This is a genomic window from Nocardiopsis sp. NPDC006832 (assembly GCF_040635885.1).
GTDB lineage: Bacteria > Actinomycetota > Actinomycetes > Streptosporangiales > Streptosporangiaceae > Nocardiopsis.
Window position 1 is genome coordinate 12,164 of sequence record NZ_JBEYLC010000063.1, and the last position, 20,229, is coordinate 32,392.

The 20,229-nt window shown below is 70.8% G+C and carries 18 protein-coding genes; 6 read left to right on the forward strand and 12 right to left on the reverse strand.

From position 1 onward, the window contains the following. Position 1: 1 nt before the first annotated feature. The 3 genes from ABZ717_RS23590 (at position 2) to ABZ717_RS23600 (ending at position 3,364) form a co-directional block, all read left to right on the forward strand. Positions 2–1,378, forward strand: a complete 1,377-nt coding sequence (locus tag ABZ717_RS23590; protein ID WP_358514075.1) for an SLC13 family permease — start codon at positions 2–4, stop codon at positions 1,376–1,378. Positions 1,379–1,475: 97 nt separating this feature from the next. Beyond that, positions 1,476–2,717: a 3-oxo-tetronate kinase gene (otnK, locus tag ABZ717_RS23595; RefSeq protein ID WP_358514077.1), complete on the forward strand. Its 1,242-nt coding sequence runs from the start codon at positions 1,476–1,478 to the stop codon at positions 2,715–2,717. Further along, positions 2,714–3,364: a class II aldolase/adducin family protein gene (locus ABZ717_RS23600; RefSeq protein WP_358514079.1), complete on the forward strand. Its 651-nt coding sequence runs from the start codon at positions 2,714–2,716 to the stop codon at positions 3,362–3,364. Before otnK ends, ABZ717_RS23600 begins: the two co-directional genes overlap by 4 nt. A gap of 97 nt (positions 3,365–3,461) precedes the next feature. On the opposite strand, the gene ABZ717_RS23605 is transcribed toward ABZ717_RS23600, so the two are convergent. Beyond that, positions 3,462–4,208: a class I SAM-dependent methyltransferase gene (locus ABZ717_RS23605; protein ID WP_358514081.1), complete on the reverse strand. Its 747-nt coding sequence runs from the start codon at positions 4,206–4,208 to the stop codon at positions 3,462–3,464. Between the two features lie 62 nt (positions 4,209–4,270). Further along, positions 4,271–6,259, reverse strand: coding sequence for a prolyl oligopeptidase family serine peptidase (locus ABZ717_RS23610; RefSeq protein WP_358514083.1), 1,989 nt, complete (start codon positions 6,257–6,259; stop codon positions 4,271–4,273). Positions 6,260–6,355: 96 nt separating this feature from the next. On the opposite strand from ABZ717_RS23610, the gene ABZ717_RS23615 reads away from it, so the two are divergent. Together ABZ717_RS23615 and ABZ717_RS23620 are read left to right on the forward strand one after the other, a co-directional pair. Further along, the gene (locus ABZ717_RS23615; protein WP_358514085.1) at positions 6,356–6,835 is read left to right on the forward strand and encodes a hypothetical protein; all 480 of its coding nucleotides are present in this window, start codon (positions 6,356–6,358) and stop codon (positions 6,833–6,835) included. Between the two features lie 303 nt (positions 6,836–7,138). Next, complete coding sequence (locus tag ABZ717_RS23620; RefSeq protein WP_358514087.1) at positions 7,139–7,678, forward strand: M23 family metallopeptidase; 540 nt, start codon at positions 7,139–7,141, stop codon at positions 7,676–7,678. 48 nt (positions 7,679–7,726) lie between these two features. Here the strand turns inward: ABZ717_RS23620 and ABZ717_RS23625 are convergent, their stop codons facing one another. The 10 genes from ABZ717_RS23625 to ABZ717_RS23670 all read right to left on the reverse strand — a co-directional run bounded on the left by ABZ717_RS23625 (position 7,727) and on the right by ABZ717_RS23670 (position 19,188). After that, on the reverse strand, positions 7,727–8,566 hold the full coding sequence (locus tag ABZ717_RS23625) for a CoA ester lyase (RefSeq protein ID WP_358514089.1): 840 nt from the start codon (positions 8,564–8,566) through the stop codon (positions 7,727–7,729). After that, entirely contained in the window at positions 8,563–9,771 is a 1,209-nt protein-coding gene (locus ABZ717_RS23630) for a CoA transferase (RefSeq protein ID WP_358514091.1), read from the reverse strand. The genes ABZ717_RS23625 and ABZ717_RS23630 overlap by 4 nt, the downstream gene beginning before the upstream one ends. After that, positions 9,768–11,819 carry an SUMF1/EgtB/PvdO family nonheme iron enzyme gene (locus ABZ717_RS23635; protein ID WP_358514093.1) on the reverse strand — a complete coding sequence of 684 codons (2,052 nt, stop codon included), beginning with the start codon at positions 11,817–11,819 and terminating at the stop codon, positions 9,768–9,770. Before ABZ717_RS23635 ends, ABZ717_RS23630 begins: the two co-directional genes overlap by 4 nt. Continuing rightward, the gene (locus ABZ717_RS23640) at positions 11,816–13,177 is read right to left on the reverse strand and encodes an ADP-ribosylglycohydrolase family protein (RefSeq protein WP_358514095.1); all 1,362 of its coding nucleotides are present in this window, start codon (positions 13,175–13,177) and stop codon (positions 11,816–11,818) included. Before ABZ717_RS23640 ends, ABZ717_RS23635 begins: the two co-directional genes overlap by 4 nt. After that, a complete protein-coding gene (locus ABZ717_RS23645; RefSeq protein ID WP_358514098.1) occupies positions 13,174–14,346 on the reverse strand; it encodes an ADP-ribosylglycohydrolase family protein in 1,173 nt (390 codons plus the stop codon). Before ABZ717_RS23645 ends, ABZ717_RS23640 begins: the two co-directional genes overlap by 4 nt. Positions 14,347–14,394: 48 nt before the next feature. Next, complete coding sequence (locus tag ABZ717_RS23650; protein WP_358514100.1) at positions 14,395–15,666, reverse strand: sugar ABC transporter substrate-binding protein; 1,272 nt, start codon at positions 15,664–15,666, stop codon at positions 14,395–14,397. A gap of 64 nt (positions 15,667–15,730) precedes the next feature. Next, positions 15,731–16,558, reverse strand: a complete 828-nt coding sequence (locus ABZ717_RS23655) for a carbohydrate ABC transporter permease (RefSeq protein WP_358514102.1) — start codon at positions 16,556–16,558, stop codon at positions 15,731–15,733. A gap of 3 nt (positions 16,559–16,561) precedes the next feature. Next, positions 16,562–17,560, reverse strand: coding sequence for a sugar ABC transporter permease (locus tag ABZ717_RS23660; RefSeq protein ID WP_358514104.1), 999 nt, complete (start codon positions 17,558–17,560; stop codon positions 16,562–16,564). Beyond that, positions 17,557–18,600 carry a LacI family DNA-binding transcriptional regulator gene (locus ABZ717_RS23665; RefSeq protein WP_358514106.1) on the reverse strand — a complete coding sequence of 348 codons (1,044 nt, stop codon included), beginning with the start codon at positions 18,598–18,600 and terminating at the stop codon, positions 17,557–17,559. Before ABZ717_RS23665 ends, ABZ717_RS23660 begins: the two co-directional genes overlap by 4 nt. Before the next feature lie 216 nt (positions 18,601–18,816). Continuing rightward, a complete protein-coding gene (locus tag ABZ717_RS23670; protein WP_358514108.1) occupies positions 18,817–19,188 on the reverse strand; it encodes a VOC family protein in 372 nt (123 codons plus the stop codon). A gap of 360 nt (positions 19,189–19,548) precedes the next feature. On the opposite strand from ABZ717_RS23670, the gene ABZ717_RS23675 reads away from it, so the two are divergent. Next, positions 19,549–20,229 (forward strand): MmgE/PrpD family protein (locus ABZ717_RS23675; RefSeq protein WP_358514110.1); only part of this gene is annotated, 681 nt, incomplete at its 3' end.

Consider the following 20,229-nt stretch of genomic DNA (forward strand, 5'->3'; position numbering starts at 1 on the left):
CATGTCCGACCTCTCCACCCTCCTGGCGTTCCTGGCCGCCATCTTCGTCCTGATCCTGCTCATCGCACGGTTCAAGGTCCATCCCGTGGCCACGCTGTTCATCGTGGTCGTAGCGCTGGGGCTGGTCCTGGGCATGGGCGGTGCGGCCACCGTCGAACTGGTCAAGGAGGGCTTCGGCAGTACCCTGGCCAGCGTCGGTCTGCTGGTCATCTTCGGCTGTGTGCTCGGCAAGATGCTCGAACTGAGCGGCGCCGCCATGAAGATCACCGATACGGCGCTGCGCATGTTCGCCGAGAAACGCGTCCCCTGGGCCATCGCCCTGGCCTCGACCGTCCTGGGCATCCCGCTCATCGCCGACACCGCGGTGGTCATGCTGATCCCGATCGTGTCCGCGCTGGCCTACCGCACGGGCATCTCGATGATGAGGCTGGGGCCGATCCTCTACCTCGGCGCCTACGTCATGACCTCGGTGGTGCCTCCCGGCCCCGGTCCCCTCGCGTCCGCCTCCCTGCTGGAGGTGCCCATGGGCGAGGCCATCCTCTACGGGCTCATGGTGGGCGTTCCCGGTGTGCTGGCCGCGACCCTCTACCTTTCCCGAATCAAGACCTACGTGCCGCCCAAGCCCGAGTTCGTCGAACACCTGGTGAACGCCGGCGGTTCCGCCGGCGGCGGTGGCTCGGAGTCCGCCGTGAGCGAGGGGACCGACACTCCCCGAGTGGGGTTGTTCGGCTCCCTGGTGCCGATCCTGGCCCCCATCGTCCTCATCGTCTTCGCCTCGTTGACCGCCCCGGTCCTGCCCGAGGGCTCCTGGTTCACCGGCCTGGTGCTGTTCCTCGGTGAGCCGACCCTGGCCCTGTTCCTGGCCTGCCTGCTGGCCCTGCCGCTGTTCCGCGGTCGCTGGCGCGACAAGGAGACCCTGAACGACCTGTTCGAGTCCGGGCTGCGCATCGCCGCGATGCCCCTGGCCCTGACCGGTGTGGGCGGTGCGCTGGCCACCATCATCCGGGAGACCGGTGTGGCCGAGAGCGTGGCCGGGACCATCGAGAGCACCGGCCTGTCACCGGTCATCATCCCGTTCCTGGTGGCCGCCGCCGTGTGCTCGATCACCGGTTCCAACATCCTCGGTGTGATGACCTCCGCGGCCATCATGCAGCCGCTGATCCCCTCGCTGGACCTGTCGCCCCTCGTGGTCTACCTGGCCTGCGCGACCGGTGCGCAGATCATGAAGCACGCGAACTCCTCGGGCTTTTGGGTCACCACCACCCTGTCCAACATGACGGTGGGCCAGGGCATCCGTTCCATCGGGGTCGCCTCGGTGATCTCGGGTGTGACCGGGTTCGCGGTGCTCTACGCCATGATCGCGCTCGGCGTGGTCTGATCCGCCCTCCCCCTCGACCGCTCCCCGCCCGGGCTCCCGTGCCGCGCGGCACGGGAGCGGTCGTCACCGCTGTAAGAACCGACCACAGGAGGACCCCATGGCTACCCTCGGCGTGATCGCCGACGATCTCACCGGAGCGACCGACATCGCGATCACTCTCACGACGGCCGGTTTCCGGACCACCGTCGTCCTGGGCGACGAGGGCACCGTCGGGACGATCCCCGTCCCCGACGGGACCGACGCCGTGGTGGTGGCGCTGAAGTCGCGCACCGTGCCCGTGGACGAGGCCGTCAAGGTCTCCCTGGACGCGTTGGCCGCGCTGCGGCGTGCCGGTTGCGAACGGTTCTACGTCAAGTACTGCTCCACCTTCGACTCGACCCCGCGCGGCAACATCGGCCCCGTCTGCGAGGCGGTGCTCGACGCGCTCGACGAACCGATGACGGTGATCGCCCCGGCGTTCCCCGCCAACGGGCGCACCGTCTACCGCGGTCACCTCTTCGTGGGGGACGAGCCCCTCGACGAGTCACCGATGCGCCACCACCCGTTGACCCCCATGACCGACTCCAGCCTGCTGCGGCTCCTGGCCCCACAGGTGAGCGGGGGAGGCGACGAGGTCGCGCTCGTGCCCTGGCCCGTGGTGGACCGGGGGGTCGACGCGGTGCGCACCGCCCTGGAACGGGCCCGGGCGGCGGGAGCCCGGTTCGTGATCGTCGACGCCTTGAACGAGGCCGACCTGGACACGCTGGCCCGAGCGAGCGAACACCTGGGCGTGCTCACCGGAGGAAGCGCCCTGGCCGCGGGGCTGCGCGGCCCCCGAACCTCGGGTCCACGCGCCATCAGCCTGCCCGACGGACCGCGCGTGGTGATCTCCGGCAGCGCCTCCCGGGCCACTCAGGGGCAGGTGCGCCACGCGCTCGCCCACGGTGACGGTCACCGGCTCCTCCCCTCCGAGCTGCGCGCCGACTTCGACGGGGAGGTCTCTCGGATCGTGGACCGGGCCCTGGAGGGTGGTTCGGCCCCGTTCGTGGTCTACGCGACCGCCGCGCCCGAGCACGTCGTGGACACCGCGGACGCCCCGTTGATGGAGGAGGCCCTGGCCCTGGTCGCGAAGCGGCTGGTCGAGGCGGGGGTGCGTTCCCTTCTCGTCGCGGGTGGTGAGACCAGCGGCGCCGTGGTGCGAAGCCTGGGTGTGGGCCCACTGGCGTTGGGTCCCGAGGTGGACCCCGGTGTGGCGTGGATGCTCGCCGAACGGGGCGACGACGCCCTGCACCTGATGCTCAAGTCCGGCAACTTCGGTGCCGAGGACCTCTTCGTACGCGCGTGGAAGGCGGGACGGTGAAGCTTCGTTTGGAGGAGGCCGCCGAGGAACTGTGCGCGGTGGGCCGACGCGCCGTCGAATCCGGGCTGAGCCCGGGGTCGTCGGGGAACGTGTCGGTGCGCGTCGGCGACCGGATCCTGATGAGCCCCACCGGGGTCTCCCTCGGTGACCTGGGGCCGAGGGGGCTGTCCGTGCTGGACGAGCGCGGGCGGCATTTGGAGGGGCCATCGCCCTCCAAGGAGTTCCCCCTGCACCTGGCGATGTACGACAGGGTCCAGGGATCGGGGGCGGTGCTGCACCTGCACTCACCGCACACCACGGCGGCCTCCTGTCTGCCCGCCTGGTCGACGGCCTCGGCCCTGCCGCCGATCACCCCCTACCTGGTGATGCGGGTCGGTCAGGCGCCCCTGGTCCCCTACGCCGCGCCGGGCAGTGACCGGTTGGCCGAGAACGTGGCCGGGTTGCCCGGTCGGTTCCGCGCCGCGTTGTTGGCCAACCACGGTTCGTTGGTGGCGGCCGACGACGCGGCCGGCGCCCTGGAGGGGGCCGTGGAGCTGGAGGAGGCCTCGCGCATCGTGGTGGCGCTTCAGGGCCGGGAGTTCTCGGTCCTGTCCGCCGAGGACGTGCGGGAACTGACCCTGCGCTACGGGACGACCTGGGACCTGTGAGCGTTGACCGTCCTCGAACCCGGTCCGGGTTCGAGGACGGGACCGGACGCGGTCCCCGGGACACCGAGCGGAATCCCCACGTGCGCGATCATGGTGTTCACCGTGCGGTGGGCAAGCGATAGACGGACACGTGGGAGGGGGACTCGGCGATGAACGCGCCGCCACGCCAGTCCGCGTGACGGGATTCGAGGGCGAAACCGGCGATGTGCGCCATGAGGTCGAGTTCGGCCGGCCACACGTACCGGTGCCGGGAGCGGAACAGTCGGGCCCGGCGGCTCTCGTCGAAGGAGAAGTGGTGCGAGGTCAGATGCTGACGCACGACGTCGTAGGTGTCCAGCCCCACGTATCCGTCCTCGGAGGCGAAGACCGCGGCCTCCTGTCCGGGCGGGAGGCGCCGCAGGTCGGGCACGCCCAGTTCCACCACGAACCGCCCCCCGGGTGAGAGGTGACGGGCCGCGTTGCGGAAGCACTCGACCTGTTCGGCCTGGGTGAGCAGGTTGGAGATCGTGTTGAACACCAGGTAGACGAGGGCGAACTCGCCCGGCACGACGGTGGTGGCCATGTCCCCGAGGGTCACCGGCAGCGCGTCTTCGTCGACCTTGGCACGCAAGCGTTCGACCATGTGCTCGGACAGTTCGATGCCCTGGACCGGCACGCCCCGTTCGAGGAGCGGTACGGCCACCCGGCCGGTGCCCACCGCGAACTCCAGGGCGGCGCCCCCGCCGGCGAGTTCGGCCAGTCGGTCCACGGCCGGGCCGAGTACCTCGGGGGCGAACATGCCCTCACCGGGGGTGTCGTATTCGGCCGCGGCCTCGGCGTCCCACACGTTCTCGCTTTCGCCCATGCCGGCACGGTAACTCCGGGCTCTGGCCCGGAGCCACCGGTTTTCTCAGAGCAGGGGGCCGGTCACCAGGGCAGGACGTCGGGAACGGGGTCGGCCCCGAGCACGTGCTGATCGCAGAACGCGAGCACCGCCTCGTTCCACACGCGGATGTTGGACGGGGTGAGCACCCAGTGGTTCTCGCCGGTCATCTGCAGGAACCGGTGCGGCAGCGTCTCCGGCGGGCCGTCCCAACCCGAGACCAGATCCCACCACATCCGCAAAGCCTCACCGATCGGCACCCGGTAGTCCCGGTCCCCATGCGAGATCAACACCGGGGTGGTCACACGCGCCGCGCCGTTGTGCGGGGAGTTGGCCCGGTACCACTCGGGGTCGTCCTCCTCGTGGCCGTGCACGCGCGTCTTCTCAGCCGCCGCGTCGGTGGTGCGGTGCTGCTGCTCCAGCGCCCACGGCCCGGCGTGGGTGACGATCGCCGAGAAGCGATCGGTGTGTCCGGCGATCCAGTTGGCCATGAAGCCGCCGAAGGACGCACCGAGGAGCGCGGTGCGGGAGGCGTCCAGTTCCGGGCGCTCCAGCACCTGGTCGAGCAGTGTCTCGCATTCGCGGTAGACCACGTCCGGCCGCCTGGGCCAACCTCGGTTCAGGCCGGCGTTCCCGTAGCCGGTGGACATGGCGGGGTCGGGCATGAGCACGGCGTAGCCACGGGCGACGGACAACCACGGGCACCACCGCCAACTCCACGCATTGAAGGAGGTGTGCGGTCCGCCGTGGATCCACAACATCGTCGGAGCCCGTGTGGCCGAGGAAGCGCCTTCCGGCAGGCACAGCCACGCACCGACGCGTACACCATCGACCTCGGTCCACACCCGTTCCAGGTCGCCCGGCAACGCCGCCACCGAACCGGGCGCCGGGAGTTCGCGCGATTGACCCTCCGGCGTCGATCGCACCGGTCGCGCAGGCGTGGTGATGTCGGAACGCAGCGCGTACACGGAACCGTCCGGTGCCGGGGCCAGGGAGGAGAACACCGCTCCGTCCACCAGGGTCCGCACCCGTGCGGTGCGCGGGTCCACGGTGAGCACCGCGCCGGAGGAGTGCAGGTCACCGGCGACCAGGAGGGTTCCGTCGGGGCGCCACGCGTATTCGCGGATCGTGAGGTCACCGACGTCGACGTTCACCGGTGCGCCGTCCGACAGCGGGTGGATCCACAGGGAGCCGTAACCGGTGTCGGTGGGGGTGGAGATCGTCCGCCGTGTCACCGCGCAGTGGGCGCCGTCGGGAGAGAGCAGCGGGGATCCGTACTCCTGGTCGTCGTCGGCCGCCAGCAAGGTGGTCCGCTTGTGGGTCACGGTGTCGATCAGGACGATGTCGGTGCGGGTCTGCCCACCTCGGATCCGTTCGGTCCAGGTCGTCACGACGGTGCGACCGTCCGCGGACAGGTCGGCCGACGCTCCGTTCAGCGCCACGGTGTCGGCGTCTTCGGTCAGGTCGGTGATCTCACCGTCCGGGGAGACGAGCACCAGGCGTGGGCTGAGGTCGCCGAGCGCGTGATCCCAGTGGCGGACCGGCATGCCGGTGTGCCAGATGGTGGACCGTCCGGCGTCCTTGCGCGCGCTTCGCAGCCGAGCGTCATCGCCCAGGTCGGCCCCGACCGTCACACTCGTCGTCGCCAGGATCGAACCGTCGTCGGCGACGCCGGCGACTTGGAGGCCTCCGGCGGTTCGGGCGAGCGGGCTCGCCTCCCCGTGCTCGGGCAGGCGCCAGATCGCCGTGGTGTCCTCTCCCTGCCCGCCCTCGGGGTCCGGGCGCCCGGAGGTGAACAGCAACGAACCGTCGGGGGCGAACCGCGGCGCGCTCTCTCCGCGTTCGGAGAAGGTGAGTCGGCGAGCCGGGGCCAGGCCCTCCGGGTCGAGTTCCCACAGGGCCGACGCGAACCTCGAACCGGACTCGTCGGGCTGGGAGACGGCGGCGACCACCCGACCTCGGGGTCCGACCGCCACGGCGGAGATTCGGGGGATCCGGACGAAGGCTTCGATGTCGCTGAAGTCGGAGAACACCGCCTCACGCTATCGGAGGCACCCGTCTCGGAGATCGTCAGGGCATTGAGTACGCGCACTCACGCGGACCGGACCCGATTCGACCACTATGGGGGCATGAACGAGACCTCGACTCACACCCCTCACCGCCCCCGGTCGGTCCCGGTTCTACAGACGGTCGCGCTGCTGGTGGGGTCGGCGATCTCCACTTGGTGGCTGACCTACACCCGTCCCGAGGAGGTCGCCGCCGCCGAGGGCTTCCCCTTGTCCGAGGCCGATTACGCCATCGATCCGCTCATCCTCCCCGCCTGGGCCGAGACCCTCCTGGGGGTGGGCGCTCTGCTGCTCACCGTGGCGATGGCGATCCTGCTGGTGCGCGCGGTGGCCGGCGGTCGGCTCGCGCCTCGTTGGGGCCTGGTGATCCTGTTGCTGACCCCGATCCCGATGATGGGCGGCGTGTGGTGGATGATCGCCACCGCTCCGGGCATCGGGGCCAACATCGGTCTGGGGTTGGCCGCCATGACGTTCGGTCCGGCGATCCTGATCCTGCTCGTCGCCGCGGCCGTCACCGCGATCCTGGCCCCGCGCGCCCGTTGACCGTCCCGTTGGCCGGCTCCGGGTTCGCGTGCCACCCCGCGGTACTGGTCGACCTCGGCGGACGTATCGGCTGCCCCGCAAGGATGTCGTGGTCTCGCACCGGGTCTTGCCAGAGCACCGAAGCACCCATGGTGCGCTTCCGGTGCCCGCTCTCGCGATCGGCGGGTGGGGGCGTGGACAAAGAAATTCTTCGGCGATGACCTGCTCCAACGAAACAAACCGACATGGGGATGGGTTCGTGGCCGGTGAACGGGTAGCCGCCTCGTGGGGTCTCGCAACCCCGCTCTGCGAGAAAGGACCCGAATGAAGCTCCCTCGAACCCTCAAGCGGATCGCGACCGCGGCCGCCGCCACCCTGTTCCTGAGCGTGCTCGCCCCCGCGGGCGCCTCCGCCGACGACCTGTCCGTCGCCGACCTGAACCTGCGCACGCCCTTCGAGTGCGGTCAGGTCTGGAACGCCAACACCCGCACCAACCACAACCCGCTGCTGTCCGTCGACTTCCAGCGCTCCGACGCACAAGGGCAGAGCGTGCTCTCCAGCGCTTCGGGCACCGTGACCACGGTCGCCGACCTCGGCAACGAGAGCTACGGCCGTTACATCGTCATCGACCACGGCGACGGTGTCTCGACCCTGTACGCCCACCTGCAGACCCAGTCGGTGGCGGTCGGTGACAGCGTCTCCACCGGCACGGCGATCGGCACCGTCGGCAGCACCGGTGGCTCCACCGGACCGCACCTGCACTACGAACAGCGCGTCGGCGGCACGGTCGTGGAGGTCGTGCTCAACGGGGTGGAGGTCTACTACTACGGCAACACCACGATCACCAGCAGCACCGGCTGCTGACACCTGCGGGCCGCCCCGTTCCCGATCCGGGAACGGGGCGGTTCGTGTTCAGCCGGTCGCGGCCAGGGCCAGGACCGCACGGGCCTGGTCGAGCATCGCCCGGTCCAGGAACGTGCCGTCGGCCAGGGCGACGGCCCCCACACCCGCGAGTTCGGCGTCGGTGACCCGGCGAACGACCTCGCGGGCCCGATCGATCTCCCCCGCACTCGGCAGGAACGCCTCGCCGATGACGGGCAGTTGCGCCGGATGGATCGCGGTGCGACCACAAAAGCCCAGGTCGCGTCCGGCCGCGCAAGAGGACGCCAGTCCTTGGAGGTCGCGCACGTGCGGGTACGCCGACATGACCGGCGGTGGCAGCGCGGCGGCGCGGGCGGCGACCACCACACGAGCGCGGGCCCAGGTCAGGCCGGTGTCGGTGGACACACGCAGGTCCGAGCGCAGGTCAGCCTCACCGAGCGCGATCGAGGCCACGGTGGGTGCGGCCACGGCCAGGTCGAAGGCGCGTTCCACCCCCAGCGCGGACTCGATCAGCAGGTGCAGGTCCCGTCCGGGCGACATCGCGGCCAGGGCACGCACCTGGTCGGGGCTCTCCACCTTGGGCACTCGTACGCCCACGTGAGCGGGGAGGTCGGCCAGGGCGGCCACGTCACCGGTGTGCCAGGGGGTTTCGGGGTGGTTGAGGCGCACCTGCACCGGCCGTTCCACCCGCGCCAGCAGCCGGACCGCCTCGGCCCGCGCCCGTACCTTGTGGGCCGGGGCCACGGCGTCCTCCAGGTCGACCAGAACGACGTCGGCGTCCCCGGCCAGGGCCTTGGCCACCCGGTCCGGCCGGTCGGCGGGTGTGTACAGCAGGGTGAGCGGCGGGCGGTCGGGATGGGTGGGGCTCATACCTGGCCCTCCTCTCGCAGTTCGGCGACGCGTTGGTCGGAGAAGCCGAGTTCGGCCAGGACCTCGTCGGTGTCGGCGCCGTGCGGGCGTCCGGTGAACCCGATGACGCCGTCGTGCTCGGAGAGCCGGAAGAGCGGACCCTGCATCAGGGTCGGCCCCAGGTCGGGGTCCTCGATCCGGTGGACGGTGCCGAGCGCCTGGAACTGGGGGTCGTCGACGATGTCCGCCCCGTCGTAGACCGGGGCGACGGCCGCCTCGGCCCGTTCGAAGGCGGCGACGACCTCCTCACGGGTGTGCTTCGCGATCCAGGAGCCCACGGCCTCGTCGAGCTCGTCGGCGTGGCGTGCGCGTTCGGCCCCGGTGGCGAACCACGGTTCCTCGATCAGGTCGGGGCGGCCCACCAGGCGCACCACCCGTTCGGCGATCGACTGGGCGGAGGTGGAGACGGCCACCCAGCGCCCGTCACGGGTGCGGTAGGTGTTGCGCGGGGCGTTGTTGACCGAGCGGTTTCCGGTGCGCGGCTGAACTGTGCCGAGCCGGTCCCAACGGGTGATCTGCGGACCCAGCATGGCCAGGATGGGCTCGATGATGGCGGTGTCCACGACCTGGCCGCGGCCGGTGCGCTCGCGAGCCGACAGGGCCACCATGACGGCGTAGGCGGTGGCCAGGGAGGCGATGCCGTCGGCCAATCCGAAGGGCGGCAGGGTGGGCGGTCCCTCGGGTTCGCCCGTCATGGCGGCGAACCCGCTCATGGCCTCGGCGAGGGTGCCGAAGCCGGGGCGGGAGCAGTAGGGGCCGATCTGCCCGAAGCCGCTCACCCGGGCCAGTACCAGTCGGGGGTTGCGCGCGGACAGGACCGCGTAGTCCAGGTCCCAGCGTTCGAGGGTGCCGGGGCGGAAGTTCTCGATCACCACGTCGGCCCGCTCGGCCAGGGCGAGGAACACCTCGCGCCCGCCGGGGCCCGACAGGTCGGCGGTGACGGTCCGCTTGTTGCGGCCCAGGGTCTTCCACCACAGGTTGACGCCGTCGGCGGCGGCCCCGTGGGTACGCGCCGGGTCGGGTCTGGTGGGGTGTTCGACCTTGGTGACGTGTGCTCCCATGTCGCCCAGGTGTTGGGCGGTCATGGGGCCGGCGAAGAGCGTCGAGGCGTCGACGACGCGCAGCCCGGTCAGGGCCCCACGGTCGGGGTCACGGGAGACGGTCACGCGGGTTCTCCCTCCTTCCCCGGCAGGTCCCAGGCGCAGCGGAAGCCGACCGTGGCCGAGCGTGCCTGTCCCAGACCGGGCAGCAGGAGTTTGACGCTGTGGTCGGGCGCCCGGCGACCGCCTTCGACGTACCAGTCGGATCCGTGGGCGTGGTGGTCGCTGCCGCCCTTGAGCATGACGAAGCGGGTGCGCCCGTCGCTGTGTTCGCTCTCGGTCCAGTTCCACACCGCGGGTTCGCCTCGGCGCAGTCCGCCCTGTTCGCCGGCGAGCTGCCACTCGTCCTCGGTGGGCAGGCGTCCGCCCCGCCAGGCGCAGTAGGCGCGGGCGTCGTCGAGGTCGACGAAGGTCACCGGCTCGTCGTGCGCGGACGGATCGGGTCGGCCATCGATCCAGTGGTCGAGGAGGCGGTGCGCGGTGTCCGGGGTGTGGCCGGTGGCGTCGAGGAACTCGGCGAACTCGGCGTTGGTGACCTCGGTGGCGGCCACCGCGACGGGGTGGGCGAGCTCTCCGTCGCGTTGGAGGGTGCGGGCGTCGTGCAGACGGGGAGAAAGCGGTTTCCACTCGTCGACGTAGGGCGCGCCCTGGTACATGCCGGTCTCGCGTCCCCGGTGGCGCACGGTCAGCACGTAGGGGCCGGCCGGGACGACGACCGCGTCCGTCTCCGGGCCCGGACCGGCGTGCGAGAACCTCGGCGCCCGGGGGGTGACCCGGTGGGCCAGACGGTGTGGAAAGCGTGCGTCCGGGGTGTGCGGTCGTTGGGAAAGCTCTTTCACCAGGTCTGGGAGCCAGTCGGGCACGGCCGTCCCCGGTGCCACGTGCAACAGCGCGGCCACGCCGTGGGCGGGCACGAGGGTGTGCCCGTCTGCGGCGAGCCGACCACCACCGGTGAGGTCGAAGTGGACCCCTTCCCGCACGCCGGGGTCGGTGAGCACCGGCCCGTCGTGGTCGGTTCCGCGGGTGTTGGCCAGGGTCCACAGGGTGAGGCCGCCGTGCTCCCACCTGGAGGCGTACACACCGGCCTCGTCCGCGTCGGGATGCAGTTCGGCGAGCGGGGTCCACTCCCCCTCCAGCAGCAGGTCGCCCGCGGCGCGCTGGACGGCGACCATGCGGGCCAGGGTGGCGGCGTCGCGCGCCGACCAGCCCACCCACACACCGAATACCACTTCCCAGACCATGAGGCCGACACCGTTGAGCCAGGCCGACCGTAGTTCCTCGGTGTGGTCGCGGTGCCAGCGCCGTACGTGGTGCTGCATGTGGCGGCGCTCGTACCAGTGCGCGCGCAGCACACCGGGCACGGGAGAGTCGGCGAAGAACTGGGCCCAGGAAGCGGAGTGGTCCTGGATCCGCTCCACCGGGAGTTTCGACTCCCCCTCCAGCACCACCCCGGGCCTGGCCTCCTCCAGCCGGTCCACCAGTTCGGGTTCGGCCTTCTTGAGGGTGTCGAGGAAGACCCCGTCGGCCTCCAGGTCGGCCACGAGCGCGGCGAGTTCGGTGACGTCGTCGGCGCCGCGTCTGGTGCCCACGTCCCAGGGGTTGTAGTCGACGAACACGCGCACCCCGGCGGCGTGCAGGGTGTCGATCAGCCCGCCGGGGCCGGACAGTCCCGGAACCTGACGGTAGTGGTCCCACTGGTTGCGATCGTCCAGGCCGATCACCGGGTAGGCGTGCCAGAGCACGAGGGCGTCCAGTCCGCCGAAGCGTGTCCGGGCGTCGGCGAGGAAGCGTTCGGGGGTGAAGCGATGTTCGGCGAAGGAGTAGAGCAGTTCGTCCCACAGCCACACCTGGGCGACCGTGTGGCAGCCGGCCGCCCAGGTCGCCTCGGGGCGTGTGTAGGCGGAGTCGTCGTAGTGGTGCCGCGCGCGGGCGTCCTCGCGCCAGGCGTGCAGGCGCGCCCGCCAGGCGGGACGGTCCGCGGACCGTTCGGGGGCGGCGAAGATCTTGGCGTCGTCGAGTTCGGCGAGGTGTTGGGAGGTGGGGGCCTGCTCCAGCGGTACCTCGGTGGGCCGGTCGATCGGGCGTGGGACCAGGGGGTCGAAGGTGTAGGTCATGGGGTCCTCGGGGAGTTCGGGTCGGGCTCGACGAGGGCGAGGGCGAGGGTGCGGGTGACGAGGTCGTCGATGCGGCGTTCGCCGCCGGGCAGTGAGGTGGCGATGCGCCCGTCCAGCGGGTCGGTCCACCGGGCGCCGATGTGATCGAAGCCCCGCAGGGCACCCACGACGCCGCCGACCGTGGCCGCGGCCGAGTCGGTGTCCCAACCGGCGGTGACCGCGATCGACACACTCGGGGTGAACCCGCCCTCGCCCCGGGTCAGGGCGTAGGCGATGGTGGCGGCGTTGTTGAGCACGTGCACCCAGTGCAGGTGGCCGTAGGCGGCGTGCAGCCGGTCCAGGCCGGAGCGGACGTCGCCGCGCGCGGCCGCTTCCCGGCCCAGGTCGACCGCCTGGGCCGTACGGCTTCGCGGGGGCAGGACCGTGTGCGCGGCGTCCAGGACGTCCTCGACCGTGTCGTGGGTCAGGGCGCAGGCGGCCAGGGCCGCCGCCCACATGGCGCCGTACACGCCGTCGCGGGTGTGGCTGAGTCGGGCGTCGGTCCAGGCCAGGCGGGCCGCGGCGCGCACGTCGCCGGGGTTGGTCCACCCGTACAGGTCCGTGCGGATGAGCGCGCCGATCCACTCCCGGAAGGGGTTGTGGCGGGTCGCGGTCTCCGGGACGGGACGGGCGTCCAAGAGGTTGCGGTAGGCCGCGCGTTCGGCGGTGAACACACGACCGGCGGGCATGAGGTCGAGCCAGAGGGCGGCCACGTCGTCGGTGGTGAAGTCGTGCCCGTGCCGTTCCATCAGGGTGAGGGCGAGCATGGGGTGGTTGAGGTCGTCGTCCTCGGGCATGCCGTCGATGTTCTCCTCCAGCGACGTGCCCGCGCTGCGCCGGTTCCAGGGTCGGCGCGCGGCGACGTCGTCGGGCAGGCCGACGGCGGTGAAGTAGCGGTCCAGGGGCCAGCGGTCGGTGGCGCGCAGGATCTCCTCGATGCCCTCTCGGGGGATCTTCTCCACCGGTTTGCCGAGCAGGCACCCGGCGGCGCGGCCGGCCCAGGCGCCGTGCACGCGTTCGCGCAGGTCGTGCGGGAGCGCCGGTCGGGTCGGGGCGGTGGGCAGCGCGGTCTCGATCCGCGACCAGTGGTCGGGTTGCTCGGGTCGGGGCAGGGCGTCGAGTTCGTCGAGGAGGTCGCGGGCCAGTGCCCGGAGCCGGGGGTCGGCCGCCGTGGCACCGGCCCCGCCCACGGCCGGGACGGGGTCGCCCCCGGCGTCCGTCCATGTCCGGCGGATACCGGTGACGTCGTGGCCCTCGGCCTCGGACTGGACGAGTTCGTGGGCGAGCAGGTCCTCCGGTTGTGCCCAGGTGAGCCTCACGCGGACGCACCCCCTGTTCCGAGGGTGTCCAGCATCCGCAGTCGGGCGAGGGCTCGCTCACGGTCGGCCCGCAGGATGTCGGCGGCGGCCTCGCCCATGAGGTGTCCGGTCGCTCGGATGTCCATTCGGCTGGCCTCCTCCACCGGGTCGAGCCATTCGTCGGGGACGACGGACGTCCCGCCCAGCCCGGCGCAGATCGCCCCCGCCATGACCGCGATGGAGTCGGCGTCGCGCCCGTAGTTGACCGCGGCCAGCACCGATCCGCGGTAGTCGCCCCGGTGGCCCAGGAGCAGGCCCAGCGCGGCGGGCAGTTCCTCGATGGCCTTGGTCCGCGAGGGTCGACGCGCGTCCATGGACATGTTCCGGTACTCGGGGCCCACCGAGTCGAAGGGCGCGACCGTCTCCCGGACCATCCGGGCCAGGGCCCGTTCGCCCTCGTCGTCGGTGGGCGGGTCGCCGAATCCGTCCAGGGCCTTGACCATCGCCTCCAGCGCGGCCCCGGTCCCGTCGTGGGAGACCTCCAACGCCGTGGCGACGACGTCGTCCAGGGTCGCTCCGGGCGCGACGGCCGAGGCGACCATGGCGGCGAAGACCCCGGCCGCCTCACGGCCGTAGCTGGACTGGTGGGCGCCGGTGAGGTCGATCGCCTCGGCGTAGGCCGCGCGGGGATCGCCCGCGTTGGCCAACCCGACCGGGGGCACGTACATGGCCGCCCCGCAGTTGACGACGTTGCCGACCCCCGCCTCCCGGGGGTCGACGTGCCCGTAGTGCAGCCGGGCCACGATCCACTTCTCGGCGAGGAAGACCCGTTGCAGCAGCAGGGCCGTCGACTCCAGTTCGGGGATCCAGCGCGGTTCGCCGATCATCAGCGGCACCAGGTCCCGCGCCATGGCGTAGGCGTCCAGGTGCTCACGACGCCCGGCGTACACCTCGACCAGTGCCCGGGTCATGAGGGTGTCGTCGGTGATGTGTCCGTCACCCTTGTGGTAGGGCGCGATCGGGCGGGCGTCGCGCCAGTTCTCATACCAGGGTCCGACGAGCCCGGTGACCCTGCCACCGTGCCGTTCCTCGATCTGTTCGGGTGTCCATCCTTCTGTGGCGCCGCCCAGGGCGTCGCCCACGGCGGCGCCGGTGATGACGGCCACCGCCCGGTCCTGCAACCAGTCCACGGGTCACTTCCCTTCGTCGGTGGACGCCGTGCGCGTCCGGGGGAACCGCTAACGAGTGATCTCGTCCCAGCCGGCCCGAAGCTCCGCCTCAAGTTCGTCGGCGTCGATCTCCTGGGCGAGGAAACGCTGGTAGGCGGGGGTGGCGACGGTGTCCTTCCACTGCGGGTAGGCGTCCACGAACAGGAACGGCGAGGACTCCAGGTGTTCGCCGGATTCGAGGATGGCCTCCCAACCGGGTTCCTCGGCCAGGGAGGTGCCCATGATCTCCCTGGCGGACTCGGTCGCCGGGATGAGGGCGTCGGCCTCGTTGAGGTCGGCGAGGTTCTCGGTGGAGGTGAGGTACTCCAGGAACTCGGCGGACTCCTCGACGTGCTCGGAGTCGACGTTGACCGAGAGGGTCTGCGGGTTGGCCGTCTGCCAGGGACCGGCCGGTCCCTCCAGCGGGGGCAGCACGACCCAGTCGAGGTCGTCGGGCGCGTCGGCCTGGATGTTGGCGGCCTGGAACGAGCCCTGGACCGTCATCGCGACGTCCTCGGCGTAGAAGGAGGCGAGCACGTCGGAACCGGACTGGGTGAGGCTGACGGGCTGGATGGACTCGTCGTCGTGGGCCATCTCCCCGACCAGTTCGGGCAGGGCCATCTCGCCCTCCTCCATGACCAGGCCCGCCTCGGAACCGGTGCCGTCGAAGAAGGTGCCACCGAAGGCCGGCGCCATGGACATGAACGCGGCCGTGGGACTGGACAGGCCCCAGCCCAGTCCGTACCGGTCGCCCGAGGTGGTGGCCTCGGAGATCTCGCGCAGTTCGTCCCACGTCATGGTCTCGCCGTCGGGGACCCCCACCCCGGCGTCCTCCAACAGGCCGCGATTGGCGAAGACCACGTAGGACTGCAGTTCGGTCGGGTAGGCCACGACCTTTCCGTCGACGGTCACCGAGTCCATGACGCCGGTGGGGATGTCCACGCGTGTGGCGTCCGACATCAGGTCCGACAGGTCGGCGAGGTAGCCGTCGACCGCGAAGGGGGCGATACCGGCGGCCTCGTAGTGGATGATGTCCGGCGCGGCGCCGCCGTTGAACTGGGTGATGAGCTTGTCGTAGATGCCGTCCCAGCCGGCGGGGACGATCTCGACCTGGATGTCGGGGTGTTCCTCGTTCCAGGACTCGACGATCCGTTCGGTGGCCTCGATGGCGGCGGGCTGGTCGGAGAGCGACTGGAACTCCAGCGTCACCACGCCACCGTCCTCGCCATCACCTCCTCCGCAGGCGGTGAGGAGCAGCAACGTGGCCGGGATGGCCGCCACGGAGGCGACTCGGGTGTTCATGGAAGGGGGGTCCTTTCCTCAAGGTGAGCGGGGTGGTGGGGGTCGGACGGGTGCGGCGGGTGGCTCAGCCCTTGACCGCGCCGGCCATCAGGCCCCCGGTGAGCTTCTTCTGCAGGAGGGCGAAGAAGACGATGCTCGGGACGGCGGCCAGCACCGATCCCGCGGCGAGCGGGCCCAGGGCGACCTTGCCCTCACCACCGATGAACATCTTCAGCGTGATGGGCAGGGTGTAGTTCTCCGGTGACTGGAGCAGCACCAGGGCGAAGAAGAACTCGTTCCAGGAGGAGACGAAGGCGAACATGGCGGTGGCCGCCACACCGGGCAGCAACAGGGGCAGCACGATCCGGCGCAGGACGTCCAGTCGTCCCCCTCCGTCCATGGCCCCGGCCTCCTCCAGGTCGATGGGGATACCGGTGACGTAGCCCTGGAGCATCCACAGCGCGAACGGCAGCGTGTAGGTGGTGTGCACCAGTACCAGGCCGACGAGGCTGTCGGTCAGGCCGATGGTCCGCAGCACCAGGAACAGGGGCAGGATGATGAGGATGACGGGGAAGACCTGGCTGACCAGGATCCAGCCGACCCCGGCGGCCCGGACCATCCCCTTGAGCCGCGCCAGGACGTAGGCGGCGGGCAGGGCGATGAGGATGACCAACGCCGTCGAGGACAGGGCGACGAGCAGGCTGTTCCACGCCGAGCCCACCAACCCCTGGCGGGCGAGTGCCCGGACGTAGTTGTCGAAGTGCCATTCGGCGGGCCACAGGTTCACCGCGAGCGAGTTGAGTTCGGCGGAGGTCTTGAACGAGGCCGAGATCAGCCACAGCAGTGGGAAGCCCAGGAAGAGGATGTAGCAGGCCAGGGCCGCGTACTGGGCGGGTCGAACGAGAGTGCGCATCGGTCAGCCCACCTTGCCCTTGTCGTCCTGGCGGAACTGCGACCACAGGTAGAGGGCCAAGAGCAGGACCACCACGGTCACGAGCACCACGCCCATCGCGGCGGCGTAGCCGATGTTGCGGTTCTTGAACGCCTCCAGGTACGTGAAGAGCATCGGCAGCATGGTGCGACCGCCGGGCCCTCCCTCGGTCAGGACGTAGACCAGCGAAAACGAGTTGAAGTTCCAGATGAAGTTGAGGGAGGTGATGGAGGCGATGATGGGGCGCAGGCTCGGCAGGGTCACGTCGACGAAGCGACGCCAGGCGCCCGCCCCGTCCATGGCGGCGGCCTCGTGCAGTTCGTCGGGGATCTGCTGGAGTCCGGCCAGCAGCGTCACGGTGGTCTGGGGCATGCCCACCCAGACCCCGACGACGATGACGGCGGGCAGGGCCGTGGAGAAGTCACCGAGCCAGTTGATGTCGCCGGGAAGACCCACACCGTCCATGACCGCGTTGAGCGGACCGGCGTTGGGCGAGTAGATCATCCGCCACATGATGGCCACGACCACCGGGGGCATCGCCCACGGGATCAGGGCCAGCACCCGGGTGAGCCCTTGGAGCCGCAGCCCCGAGTTCAGCAGCAGGGCCAGGCCCAAGGCGGCGACCAATTGGAGCAGGGTGACCGAGACCGCCCACACCATGCCGATGCGGAACGACTCCCAGAAGAAGGAGTTGTCGAACAGCCGGCCGAAGTTGTCGAGGCCGACCACCTCGTAGTCGGGCCGGCGCACCAGGCGGGCGTCGGTGAAGGCCAACGCCACGCCCATGATCAGGGGGGCGACGCTCAGCACCAGGATCGGCAGCAGCGAGGGCATGACCAGCGCGGCGGCCTCACGGCGGCGGTTCCGGGCCAGGCCGCCGGGGCGCGGTCCCCGGTGCGCGGGGGTACGGCGGCCGGTGGGCGGGCCGCCGGGCGAGGAGGTTCTCCTGCCCGTGGTGGGGTCCTTGAAGGACAGGGTTCTCAAGGTGAGTCCAGGGAGAGGGGTTCGATGTCGTCGGGCAGGGCGGTGGGGTCGGTGGACTCTCGAACGACGAGCTCGGGTCCGACCTCGATCTGTCGGGTCCCCTCGTGGCTTCCCTCGGCCAGGCTCAGCATGATCTCGGCGGCGGCCCGCCCTCGCTCGGCCGAACCGAGGGAGACGCTGGTCAGGCTCGGCTGGAACACCCGGCCGAACTCGGTGTCGTCCATGCCGGTGACGGCGAGGTCCCCGGGGACGGTGAGTCCGCGTTCGCGCGCGGCGCGGATGGCGGCGATGGCCAACAGGTCGTTGGCGGCCACCACGGCGTCGAGCGGACGGCCCTCGGCCTCACCGGCCGCGAGCAGACGTCGGGCGGCGACCACACCGGCCGCCACGGTGAAGTTCTCGGCCTCCTCGACCGGCCCTTGGGCGCCCACGGCCTCGAAACCGCGCCGGCGCGCCTGGCCGGGGGTGGTGTCGAGGGGGCCGTTGAGGAACCCGATCCGTGATCGACCGAGTTCGCGCAGGTGGTTCACGGCCCGGGCGATCCCGTCGGCCGAATCGGTGGAGACCGAGTCGATCCCGTGTTCCTTGAGGGGACGGCCCATGACCACGACGGGGACCTCCTGTTCCCGCAACGCCTCGATGAGGGCGTCGTCGGTGCGCAGCGGGACCAGGATCATCCCGTCGACGAAACCGCCGCTGAGGCTGCGGACCAGCTCGGTGGTGGAGGTCGTGGTGTCCCCCGTGGACATCACGACCACGCGGTACCCGCGCGGGGCCAGCACCTCGTGGATGGCGGTCATCATCTCGACGTAGACGGGGTTTCCGATGTCGGCGACGGCGAAGGCCACCTGGAACGTCCTCTTCATCCGCAGCGAGCGCCCGATCGCGTCCGGGCTGTAGCCGAGTTCGGCGGCGGCCGCGCGGACGCGTTCGACCATGGCCGCGCTGGCTCCGCCTCCGTGCAGGGCGCGGGAGGTGGAGGACAGGGAGACCCCTGCCCGTTCCGCGACCTGGATCAGGGTCGCTCGTGAGGACGTCATCGTGGCTCCAGCCAAGCCGAGGGGGATGCGGAAACGTTTCCAGCCGCGCCGAGAGGCGGCGCGAGAAGAGATCTGGAAACGTTTCCGGAAACCTAGTGCCCTGATCCGGAGACCGTCAAGTCAGGCATTAGGGATTATTTCGGACGTCCGCAAGGCTTCCGGAGTCGACCTCAACGGCCCCGGATACCCACCCCACGCTCATCCCCCGCCGTGGGCTCAGTCCGAACGGACGAGACAGAAGGGGTGGCCGGCCGGGTCCACGAAGACCCGGAAGTTGTCCGGGGCGGGCTGGAAGTCGGTCTTGCGAGCACCGATCCCCAACACCCGCCGCTCTCCCTCGTCCAGGTCGGGGACGTCGAAATCGAGGTGGAGCTGCTGCGGGTGGGCGTCACCGGGCCATTCCGGCGGCACGTGGCCGGGGGCCTTCTGGAAGGCGATCGTGGCTCCGACCTCACTCGCGAGTTCGATCCAGCCGTCGTCCTCCCACGGCTCGATCCGCCATCCGGTGATCGCCGCGTAGAACTCGGCCAGGGCGAGGGGGTCACGGCTGTCGATGGCGGCCAGGCTGAACTTCGCGATAGGACTCATGGGCACCGACGATTACACGGCGCCGACCCCCGGTCAATGGTTTTCTCGGCCCGGCGAACCTCATCGTTCTCGCGCCCGTAGCACTCGGCCTGACACGGGGGCTCGACCACCCGGCTCCGCCATGGCGATGAGCAGCGGCGCCATCCCGCATAGCGACGTCGGCCCCGGACGCGATCACTCCTCGTAACCCTCCCCCTCGTCCGGACGGATCCCGAGTGGACCACCACACCGGCTCGGCCTTCGTTCCCGATCGGGCCCGGTGTGACGATACGCCCCCCATTTATCTTGACAACGAGATAACTATAAGTGATAATAAGGCTAGCCTTACCTAAGGATCAGATTCATTCCCAGGGGGTGCTCATGACCGAGGTACAGGGCATGGCCCGCTTCGTGGCGGGCTCCACGTTCGACGACTTGAGCGAAGAAGCGATCACCCAGTTGAAGATCCGGGTGCTCGACACGCTCGGCGTCGCCATCGGCGCACTGGACGCCGAACCCATGGTCGCGATCCGCGGCCTCATCGAGGATCTGGGCGGAAAGCCGACCGCCACGCTGATCGGCGGAGGCCGGACCTCCCCGGACCGGGCCGCCTTCCACAACAGCGCGCTGAGCCGCTATCTGGACTTCATGGACTCCTACCTCGCCCCGGGCGAGACGAACCACCCGTCGGACAACCTCGGCGCGGTCCTGGCCGCCGCCGAATCGGTGAACGCCTCGGGCCGGGAACTGCTGACCGCCTTCGCCGTGGCCTACCAGGTCCACTCACGGCTGTCGGACGTGGCTCCGGTCCGCGCCAAGGGCTTCGACCACACCACCCAGGGCGCCTACGCCGCGGCCGCCTCCGCCGCGAAGGCGTTCCGACTGCCCGTCGATCAGATCGCGAACGCGATCGCGATCTCCGGCACCGCCAACAACGCCCTGCGGGTGACCCGCACCGGCGACCTCTCGCACTGGAAGGGCCTGGCCTACCCGCAGGTGTCCAAGGAGGGCACGTTCGCGGCGCTGCTGGCCTCGCGGGGGATCACCGGTCCGGCGGAGGTG

Bases quoted from the DNA above. Each gene is read 5' to 3' on its own strand.
- ABZ717_RS23615 (WP_358514085.1), top strand. From the start codon at position 6,356: ATGAACGAGACCTCGACTCACACCCCTCACCGCCCCCGGTCGGTCCCG.
- ABZ717_RS23670 (WP_358514108.1), bottom strand. From the start codon at position 19,188: ATGAGTCCTATCGCGAAGTTCAGCCTGGCCGCCATCGACAGCCGTGAC.
- ABZ717_RS23650 (WP_358514100.1), bottom strand. From the start codon at position 15,666: ATGAACACCCGAGTCGCCTCCGTGGCGGCCATCCCGGCCACGTTGCTG.
- ABZ717_RS23635 (WP_358514093.1), bottom strand. From the start codon at position 11,819: ATGACCTACACCTTCGACCCCCTGGTCCCACGCCCGATCGACCGGCCC.
- ABZ717_RS23655 (WP_358514102.1), bottom strand. From the start codon at position 16,558: ATGCGCACTCTCGTTCGACCCGCCCAGTACGCGGCCCTGGCCTGCTAC.
- otnK (WP_358514077.1), top strand. From the start codon at position 1,476: ATGGCTACCCTCGGCGTGATCGCCGACGATCTCACCGGAGCGACCGAC.
- ABZ717_RS23590 (WP_358514075.1), top strand. From the start codon at position 2: ATGTCCGACCTCTCCACCCTCCTGGCGTTCCTGGCCGCCATCTTCGTC.
- ABZ717_RS23665 (WP_358514106.1), bottom strand. From the start codon at position 18,600: ATGACGTCCTCACGAGCGACCCTGATCCAGGTCGCGGAACGGGCAGGG.
- ABZ717_RS23605 (WP_358514081.1), bottom strand. From the start codon at position 4,208: ATGGGCGAAAGCGAGAACGTGTGGGACGCCGAGGCCGCGGCCGAATAC.
- ABZ717_RS23625 (WP_358514089.1), bottom strand. From the start codon at position 8,566: ATGAGCCCCACCCATCCCGACCGCCCGCCGCTCACCCTGCTGTACACA.
- ABZ717_RS23620 (WP_358514087.1), top strand. From the start codon at position 7,139: ATGAAGCTCCCTCGAACCCTCAAGCGGATCGCGACCGCGGCCGCCGCC.